This window comes from Saccharopolyspora oryzae, assembly GCF_027853915.1.
In the GTDB taxonomy this organism is placed as follows: domain Bacteria; phylum Actinomycetota; class Actinomycetes; order Mycobacteriales; family Pseudonocardiaceae; genus Saccharopolyspora; species Saccharopolyspora oryzae.
The window spans coordinates 20,818-29,769 of record NZ_JAQGLA010000082.1; the positions used below are offsets into that span (position 1 = coordinate 20,818).

Annotated in this window: 7 protein-coding genes; 6 read left to right on the top strand and 1 reads right to left on the bottom strand. The window is 70.9% G+C overall.

Annotated elements, in window-relative coordinates; translation table 11 throughout:
* Positions 1 to 114: 114 nt before the first annotated feature.
* From OU415_RS31460 to OU415_RS31485, 6 genes are all read left to right on the top strand, one after another.
* Positions 115 to 2,895, top strand: coding sequence for a DEAD/DEAH box helicase (locus OU415_RS31460; RefSeq protein WP_270953109.1), 2,781 nt, complete (start codon positions 115 to 117; stop codon positions 2,893 to 2,895).
* Between the two features lie 104 nt (positions 2,896 to 2,999).
* On the top strand, positions 3,000 to 3,563 hold the full coding sequence (locus tag OU415_RS31465; RefSeq protein WP_270953110.1) for a DUF4333 domain-containing protein: 564 nt from the start codon (positions 3,000 to 3,002) through the stop codon (positions 3,561 to 3,563).
* 43 nt (positions 3,564 to 3,606) lie between these two features.
* Positions 3,607 to 4,788 carry a GNAT family N-acetyltransferase gene (locus tag OU415_RS31470; RefSeq protein ID WP_270953111.1) on the top strand — a complete coding sequence of 394 codons (1,182 nt, stop codon included), beginning with the start codon at positions 3,607 to 3,609 and terminating at the stop codon, positions 4,786 to 4,788.
* 325 nt (positions 4,789 to 5,113) lie between these two features.
* Positions 5,114 to 6,340: a S8 family serine peptidase gene (locus OU415_RS31475; protein WP_270953112.1), complete on the top strand. Its 1,227-nt coding sequence runs from the start codon at positions 5,114 to 5,116 to the stop codon at positions 6,338 to 6,340.
* Positions 6,341 to 6,460: 120 nt separating this feature from the next.
* Positions 6,461 to 7,048 carry a TetR/AcrR family transcriptional regulator gene (locus OU415_RS31480; protein ID WP_270953113.1) on the top strand — a complete coding sequence of 196 codons (588 nt, stop codon included), beginning with the start codon at positions 6,461 to 6,463 and terminating at the stop codon, positions 7,046 to 7,048.
* The gene (locus OU415_RS31485) at positions 7,048 to 7,869 is read left to right on the top strand and encodes an MBL fold metallo-hydrolase (protein ID WP_270953114.1); all 822 of its coding nucleotides are present in this window, start codon (positions 7,048 to 7,050) and stop codon (positions 7,867 to 7,869) included. Before OU415_RS31480 ends, OU415_RS31485 begins: the two co-directional genes overlap by 1 nt.
* A gap of 77 nt (positions 7,870 to 7,946) precedes the next feature.
* On the opposite strand, the gene OU415_RS31490 is transcribed toward OU415_RS31485, so the two are convergent.
* Complete coding sequence (locus OU415_RS31490; RefSeq protein WP_270953116.1) at positions 7,947 to 8,864, bottom strand: 5'-3' exonuclease; 918 nt, start codon at positions 8,862 to 8,864, stop codon at positions 7,947 to 7,949.
* Between the last annotated feature and the right edge of the window lie 88 nt (positions 8,865 to 8,952).

The following is an 8,952-nucleotide window of genomic DNA, read 5'->3' on the forward strand; positions in this document are numbered from 1 at the left end:
TGCCATAGCGACACCAAGTGCTCACGGGTGCCCACCTGCGAAAACGGTCACGGATCCTCGTCCCTGGCGCCAGGCTCCGAGACGGTGGTCGGTGGGATGTGAAAACCTTGGGGTGTGGCCGTAAGCCGTTCCAACCCAACCGAGCTGTCCCCGGCCGAGGCGTTCGCCAGGTCTTCCCACCGGGGCGTGCACCCGAAGTTGACCGACTTCGCCGGGCAGCAGTCCTTCGAGCTCGATCCCTTCCAGCGCACCGCGTGCCAGGCGTTGGAGGCCGGCCGCGGCGTGCTGGTGTGCGCGCCGACCGGGGCGGGCAAGACCATCGTCGGCGAGTTCGCCGTGCACCTGGCGTTGCAGGAGGGGCGCAAGTGCTTCTACACCACGCCGATCAAGGCGCTGTCCAACCAGAAGTACGCCGACCTGTGCGAGGTGCACGGTAGCGACGCGGTCGGGTTGCTGACCGGCGACACCTCGATCAACGGCGACGCCCAGGTGGTCGTGATGACCACCGAGGTGCTGCGCAACATGCTCTACGCGGGATCCAGCAGCCTGGAGCAGCTGGGCTACGTGGTGATGGACGAGGTGCACTACCTCGCCGACCGGTTCCGCGGTGCGGTGTGGGAGGAAGTGATCCTGCACCTGCCCGACCACGTGCAGGTGGCGAGCCTGTCGGCGACGGTGAGCAACGCCGAGGAGTTCGGCGAGTGGCTGCAGGAGGTGCGCGGCGACACCACCATCGTGGTCGACGAGCACCGGCCGGTGCCGCTGTGGCAGCACATGCTGGTCGGGCCGCGGATGTTCGACCTGTTCGGCGGGGAGACGGCCGATCGCGAACTGCAGATCAACCCGGGCCTGCTGCGCCACACCCAGCAGCTGGCCCGCGTGCACCTGCCCTACGGGGGCCGGCGCGGTGGCCCCAACAACGGCAAGCGCAAGGGTCCGCGCCCGCCCCGGTTCTTCCCGCCGTCGCGGGTGGAGGTGCTGACCGGGCTGGACGCCGCCGGGCTGCTGCCGGCGATCGTGTTCATCTTCAGCCGCAACGGCTGCGACCAGGCCGTCTCCCAGTGCGTGCGGGCCGGGCTGCGGTTGACCAGCGATGCCGAGGTCGCCGAGATCCGCGAGGTGATCGACGAGCACACCGCGAACCTGCCGGAGAGCGACCTGGCGGTCCTGGGCTACTGGGAGTGGCGGGAGGCGCTGGAGCGCGGGCTCGCGGCGCACCACGCCGGTCTGCTCCCGGCGTTCAAGGAGACCGTCGAGGAGCTGTTCGTGCGCGGTCTGGTCAAGGCCGTGTTCGCCACCGAGACGCTGGCGCTGGGCATCAACATGCCCGCCCGCACGGTGGTGCTCGAGCGGCTGGTGAAGTTCAACGGCGAGTCGCACGTGGACCTCAGCCCCGGCGAGTACACGCAGCTCACCGGCCGGGCGGGGCGGCGCGGCATCGACGTCGAGGGCCACGCGGTGGTCGTCTGGCAGCCCGGCGTCGACCCGAAGCAGGTCGCCGGTCTGGCCTCCACCCGCACCTACCCGCTGCGCTCCTCGTTCCGGCCCGGCTACAACATGGCCGTCAACCTGGTGCAGCGCGTCGGGCAGGACGCGGCTCGGGACCTGCTGGAGCAGTCCTTCGCGCAGTTCCAGGCAGACCGGTCGGTGGTGGGGCTGTCGCGGCGGGTGGAGCGCAACAACGAGGCGCTGGCCGGCTACGCCGAGTCGAGGCACTGCCACCTCGGCGACTTCGACGAGTACTTCCAGCTGCGCCGCCGGATCTCGGAGCGGGAGAAGCACCTGGCCCGGCAGAACCGGCAGTCGCGGCGCGCGGAGGCGGCCAAGTCGCTGGAGAAGCTGCGCAAGGGCGACGTGATCGCGATCCCGGCCGGACGCCGGGAGGGGCTGGCGGTGGTCATCGACCCGGGGCTGGAGCCGATGGGCGAGCCGCGACCGCTGGTGGTCACCGAGGACCGCTGGTCGGGGCGGCTGTCGGTCGCCGACTTCACCTCGCCGGTGGAGCCGCTGGGCAAGCTCAAGCTGCCCAAGCACGTCGACACCCGGTCCCCGAAGTCCCGCCGCGACCTGGCCTCGACGCTGCGCAACACGGGGCTGTCGCCGTCCGGCGGTCGCGGCAGGCGGCGTTCGGACGCCACCGACGACGCGGAGCTGGCGGCGCTGCGGCGCGCGATGAAGGCGCACCCCTGCCACGGCTGCGACGAGCGGGAGGCCCACGCGCGCTGGGCGGAGCGCTACGAGCGGCTGCGCACGGAGAACGAGAACCTGCGGCGCAAGGTCTCCGCGACCACGCACTCGCTGGCCCGCGCCTTCGACAAGATCGTCGCACTGCTGACCGAACGCGACTACCTGCCCGCCGAGGCGGGGGAGGACAGCCAGGTCACCCAGCACGGGCGGCGGTTGTCCCGGCTCTACAGCGAGTCCGACCTGCTGGCCGCGGAGTGCTTGCGGGTCGGCACCTGGCGCGGGCTCGGCCCGGCCGAGCTGGCCGCGGTGGTGTCGTCGCTGGTGTACGAGTCGCGGCGCGAGGGGCTCGCCCCGCAGGTGCCGCACGGGTCGGTCAGCGACGCCCTGGAGGCCACCTGGCAGCTGTGGGCGGAGCTGGAGGACGACGAGCGGCGGCACAAGCTCAACCGCACGCGCGAGCCGGACGCGGGCTTCGCCTGGCCGGTGTTCCGCTGGGCGCGCGGTGAGTCGTTGGAGAAGGTGCTCACGGCGGCCGAGTCCAGCGGGCACGAGCTGTCGGCGGGCGACTTCGTGCGCTGGTGCCGCCAGGTCATCGACCTGCTGGACCAGATCCGCGAGGTGGTCGGGGTGTCCGACCCGGTGGGCGCGGCCGCGGCGAAGGCGGTCAGCGCGATCCGCCGCGGCGTGGTCGCGGCCGGTGCGGTCTGATCGGTCCCGTTGGCGCCGCCCGGCCGATTCGGGCGGTCGGGTGGTTGTGGTTGGATTTCCCCGCGGCGCGCGATCGTCGCGAGGAACTTCGTCCGGAGGTGCAGATGTCGTCCCCCTACGGCCCGCCCCAGCCGGGGGGCTACCCCCACTGGGGTCAGCAGCCCCCGAACGCCGGGATGCCGCAGGGCGGGGCGGGCTACCCGCAGCCGGGCTTCGCGCCGCAGCCACCGCCGCAGCCGCCGCAGTACGGCTACGGGCAGCAGATCCCGCCGCCCTACCAGCAGCCGCACCAGCAGCCGGGCGGGCAGTTCCCGCAGCAGGGCGGTTTCGGTGCTCCGCCGCAGCGCAAGAAGCGCTCCGCGCTGCCGTGGGTGCTCGGCGGGGCCGGGCTGCTCGTGGTCGTCGTGGTGCTGGTGCTGGGCTTCGTCGTGCCGGGCTGGTTCGTGCGCTCGGTGTTCGACGCCTCCAGCGTCGAGAAGGGCGTCGAGCAGACGCTGAAGACCTCCTACGGGCTGCCCGGGGTCGGTTCGGTGTCCTGCCCGAGCGGGCAGGCGGTGCAGGTCGGCAACCGCTTCGACTGCCAGGTGCAGATCAACTCCCAGCCCAAGACCGTCACCGTGACCGTCAAGACCGACAAGGGCGTGTACGAGGTCGGCCACCCGAAGTGAAAAATCGGTCGCCCCGGAAGGGGATGATCGGGACAATCGCGGTGTGATCGAAGTACGCGCACTGGCGGAGGCGGAATTCCGGGCGAGCCATGACCTGTTCCGGCGGGCATTGCTGCTCCCACCGGTCAAGGACGAGGACTGGCCGCGGGGCAGCGGCCGCTACGAGCTCGGGCGGGTGCACGGGGCTTTCGACGGCGGCGAGCTGGCCGGCACGGCGATGGCCACGACCAACGAGCTCGCGGTGCCCGGTGGGCGGGTGCCGGCCGGTGCGGTGACCGGGGTCGGTGTGCGTGCGGACCGGACCCGGCGCAGGGTGCTGCGCGGGCTGATGCGGGCGCAGCTCGACGACGTGCGGCAGCGCGGCGAACCGGTGGCGATGCTGCACGCCTCGGAAGCCACCATCTACGAGCGGTTCGGCTACGGCGTGGCGAGCCGGCACCGGAAGGTGGAGCTCGAGCGCGCGCGGGTCGTGTTCCGGGAGGACGCGCCGCGGGGCGGCGAGGTGCGGGTCCTGGACTGGGAGGCGGCCGAACCGCTGCTGCCGGAGATCTACCAGCGGTGCGGGATCGACCGGCCGGGCCAGATCGGTCGGGACAAGGCGTGGTGGTCGGGGATGCGGCAGTACCTCGGCGACGGCTGCCTGATCGCGGTGCACACCGGCGAGGACGGCGTGGACGACGGCTTCGCGGTGTACGAGCCCAAGCGCGGTGAGCTCGCCGTGCTGGACGTCCACGACATGAAGACCGCCGATGCGACGGCGGCGGCGCAGCTGTGGCGGTTCCTGCTCGGCGTGGACCTGGTCGATCGCGTGGTGGGTCACGTCCGGCCGCTGGACGATCCGCTGGAGTGGTGGCTGACCGATCGCCGCCGGTGCGCGGTGACCGAGGTCGAGGACGACCTGTGGGTGCGCCTGGTGGACGTGCTCGCGGCGTTGCGGGCGCGGACGTTCGGCGCTGCGGAGCCGGTCGTGGTCGAGGTGCGGGACGAGTTCTTGCCGGACAACGCGGGGTGCTACCGCATCGGCCCGGACGGGGTCGAGCGGTCCACCGCTGAGCCGCAGCTCGGCCTCGACGTCGCGACGCTCGGCGCGCTGTACCTGGGTGATCAACTGATGTCGGCCCTGGTGGCGGCCGGTCGCGTCGAGGTGCGCGATCCGGCGGCGATCGCCGACGCCGACCGGCTTTTCGCCACGCTCGAAACTCCCTGGTGCGGAACCGGATTCTGACCTGACGGCGACGTTCCACCGGTGGACGCCTCGTCGGAGGTGGAACGCCGCCGCACGGGAAATCACCGCTGCTGCGCGTGTTGTGGCAGTGACTGCCCGGAAATGCTTGACGGAGAAGCGGTTGCTGCTCCGAGGTCTGCGCTTCCGGGTTGGTCGCGTCTGCTCCAGACGGAGCAGGGTTTCCTTTCCAGGTACGGACATTCGAGTGCTCTTCCGCTTCGCGCTCTCCCCTTTCCCGGTTCCTCCTGCTTTTACTACTCCGCACCACGGCGCGGGTTCGCCGCGCCGGACGGAGTCGTCGAGCGATGGCTCACCAGGAGGTCCGATGAGACGGAGCATTGGTACGGCGATCGCGGCGTTCGCCCTGATCGGGGCGAGCGCCATCCCAGCTCAAGCGGAATTCGACAGCGGCGCGGCGGGCCGCTACATCGTCGTCCTCAAGGACGGCGCGGATTCGAACCTGCTCTCCCGTCTGCACACCGACCAGCTCGGGGTGTCGGTCGACCACATCTACCGATCGGCGGTATCGGGCTATTCGGCCGTCATGACCGAGTCCGCCAAGAACCGGCTCGAACGGGATCCGTCGGTGGCCTGGATCCAGCCGGACCGCGAGGTCCGGGCCACCGAGCAGACCACGCCGACCGGGGTGGACCGCGCCGACGCCGACCTGAGCGGGACGGCGGTCATCGACGGCAAGGACGATCGGGTCGACGTCGACGTGGCGGTGATCGACACCGGGGTCGACCTCGACCACCCGGACCTCAACGTCAACCGGGCGGGTGCGAAGAACTGCTCGCTGCTCGGGCTGAACCCGGACGACCGCAACGGCCACGGGAGCCACGTCGCAGGCACCATCGGCGCGCTGGACGACGGCCAGGGCGTGGTCGGCATGGCGCCGGGCGCCCGGATCTGGCCGGTGAAGGTGCTCAACGACGCAGGCGCGGGCAGCACGTCGGACGTGGTCTGCGGGATCGACTACGTGGCCGCGCACGCCGACGAGATCGAGGTCGCCAACATGAGCCTCGGCGGCGCCGGTTCGGATGACGGCAACTGCGGCAAGACCGACGGCGACGTCGAGCACCAGGCGATCTGCCGCGCGGTCTCGGCCGGCGTGACCTTCGTGGTGGCCGCGGGCAACGATGCCGCCGATGCGGCGCAGTCGACGCCGGCCGCCTACGACGAGGTGATCACCGCCAGCGCGTTGGCCGATTTCGACGGCAAACCAGGTGGTCTCGGGCAGTCGACCTGCCGCGCGGACCAGGACGACACCATCGCCGACTACTCCAACTTCGGCCCGGACGTCGACGTCATCGCACCGGGCACGTGCATCCTGTCGACCTGGAAGGGCGGCGGGTACAACACGATCTCGGGCACGTCGATGGCCAGCCCGCACGTGGCAGGCGCGGCGGCGCTGTACAAGGCGACGAACCCGGGAGCCAGTCCCGACCAGGTCAAGCAGGCGATCCGGCAGGCGGGCACCAAGGACTGGATCTGGCCGGCCCAGGATCCGGACGGCATCCAGGAACCGCTCCTGAACGTCGCCGACTTCTGATCCGGCGCTGACGGTCGTGAGTGCGTAACAGTGTTCGAACACTGTTACGCACTCACGACCTTTTTTGGTCCGGTTGAGGACAGGGTTGAAAATATGTAGACCGACTGTCATATTTTCTGCGTGAAGAAGGGTGCGCAGACGCGGCAGCAGATGCTCGAGACCGCGATGGAGCTGTTCAACCAGCAGGGATACCACGGCACCGGGGTCAACCAGGTGCTCGCGGAGTCCTCGGCGCCGAGGGGGTCGCTGTACTTCCACTTCCCCGGGGGCAAGCAGCAGCTCGCCGCCGAGGCGGTCGCGGCTTCCGGGCAGCACGTGGGCGAGCTGTTGGCGCTGGTGCTGGCGGACGTGGCGGAGCCGCGCGAAGCGGTCTCGGCGATCCTGGGCCATTTCGAGCAGGTGCTCGTCGAGTCGGACTACCGCAGCGGATGCCCGGTCGCCACGGTCGCGCTGGAGGCCTGCGCGGAAAGCGCGGACGTGCGCAACGCGTGCGACGGCGCCTACGAAGGCTGGCAGCAGCAGCTGGCCGAGGGGTTCGGCTCCTGGGGAATTCCCGCTGACCAGGCCGGAAACCTCGCCGTGGTCGCGTTGTCGATGATCGAGGGCGCGCTGCTGCTGAGCAAGGTGCAACGGGACGTCACACCGCTGCGAACGGTGGGCGAACAACTGATCGTGCTGCTGGAGAGCGCGCGGGCGGAGGAGAACTGATGCGGATCCACCACCTCAACTGCGGGACCATGCGGCCCTTCGGCGGTCGGCTGGTCAACGAGGGCGGGAGCCGGTTCGGCACCGCGCGCATGATCTGCCACTGCCTGCTCATCGAGACCGAGCAGGGGCTGGTGCTCGTCGACACCGGCATGGGCGTTCCGGACGTCACCACGCACGCGAAGTTGATGAAGCAGCGGCTGCGGATGGCCCGGCCGGTGCTCGACATCGCGGAAACTGCCGCGTCCCAAGTGGAGCGCCTGGGTTTCAGGCCCGAGGACGTGCGGCACATCGTGGTGACCCACCTCGATCTCGACCACGCGGGCGGGCTACCGGACTTCCCGCACGCCCAGGTGCACGTCCACGACGTCGAGCACCAAGCGCTGGTGCGCGGTCTGGACGGGGATCGCTACCTCCAGCACCAGTTCCAGCACGGTCCGAAGTGGACTGTTCACGGAAGTGCCGACGGGGAGCGCTGGTTCGGCTTCGAGGCGGTGCGCGACCTGCCGGGGCTGCCGCCGGAGATCCTGCTCCTGCCGCTGCCCGGTCACACCCGCGGCCACACCGCGGTCGCGGTGCGGCGGTCCGACGGCAAGTGGCTGCTGCACGCCGGTGACGCGTTCTTCCACCACGGCGAGATGGCCGACCGCCCGCACTGCACCCCGGCGCTGCGCTTCTTCCAGAACCGGGTGCAGGTCGACGGTCCGCTGCGGCGGCGCAACCAGGCCCGGCTGCGGGACCTGGTCACCGCGCACCGCGATCAGATCGAGGTGTTCTGCGCGCACGACCCGGTGGGCCTGGACCGCTGTGGAAGAACTGCCTGACGAACTCGTTCCCGCGTGGCAGCGCATGGTGTTCCGCCACCCGCGCCGCCACGCGAAACGAGCTCGGAAACGGGAGATCAGAGTTCGAGGGCGGTGATGAGCCGGTCGATGCTGGCGCCCAGGCCCCAGGTCTTCTGCAGCTCGCGCAGGCGGTCGACGTCCACTTCGGACTTCGGCATCGGGTCCGGGCGGTCGATGACCACCGGTGCGTCGCGCACCACGCGGACCACCGATGGTGCCGCGGCGAGGTAGTCGGCGGCGTCGGCGAGCTTGCCCTGCACGCGCGGTGTCAGGCCGGAGGCGCCGCTCTCGGCCGCGGCCAGCAGGGCTTCCAGGGAGCCGAACTGGGTGATCAGCTTCGCGGCCGTCTTCTCGCCGATGCCCGCCACACCGGGCAGGCCGTCCGACGGGTCGCCGCGCAGCACCGCCATGTCGGCGTAGTCGTCACCGGCCCGGTCGGGGGACAGCGCGTACTTCTCGGCGAGCTCGGCGGGCCCAAAGTCCTGCGCCTTGGCCAGCCCGGCGCCGATGTAGATCACCCGCACCGGGGTGGGGTCGGCGCGCACCAGCTGGAACAGGTCGCGGTCGCCGGTGATGACCTCCACCGGGTCGCGGTCCTCGCGGTCGGCCAGCGCGCCGATGACGTCGTCGGCCTCGTAGCCCTCGGCCTCGGCGGTGGCGATCCCCGCCGCGTCGAGCACCTCGAGGATCACCGGGACCTGCGGGGACAGGGTGTCCGGGACCTCTTCGGCGTCCGGGTCGTCCTCGGCCACGCGGTGCGCCTTGTAGGACGGCAGCGCGTCCACCCGGAACTGCGGCCGCCAGTCGTTGTCCAGGCAGGCGACCAACCGGGCCGGGCGCCGGTCGGTGATCAGCTTGGCGAGCATGTCGCAGAAGCCGCGCACGGAGTTCACCGGAGTGCCGTCCGGTGCGGTCAGCGAGTCGGGCAGGGCGTAGTACGAGCGGAACCACAACCCGGCCGAGTCGACGAGCATCAGAGGACCAGTCACCGCCCCAGCTTGTCACGCCCCGCCGACAACCGACCGCCCGGACCAGCTCGTGACGGTCGTGGGTTGCTAATAA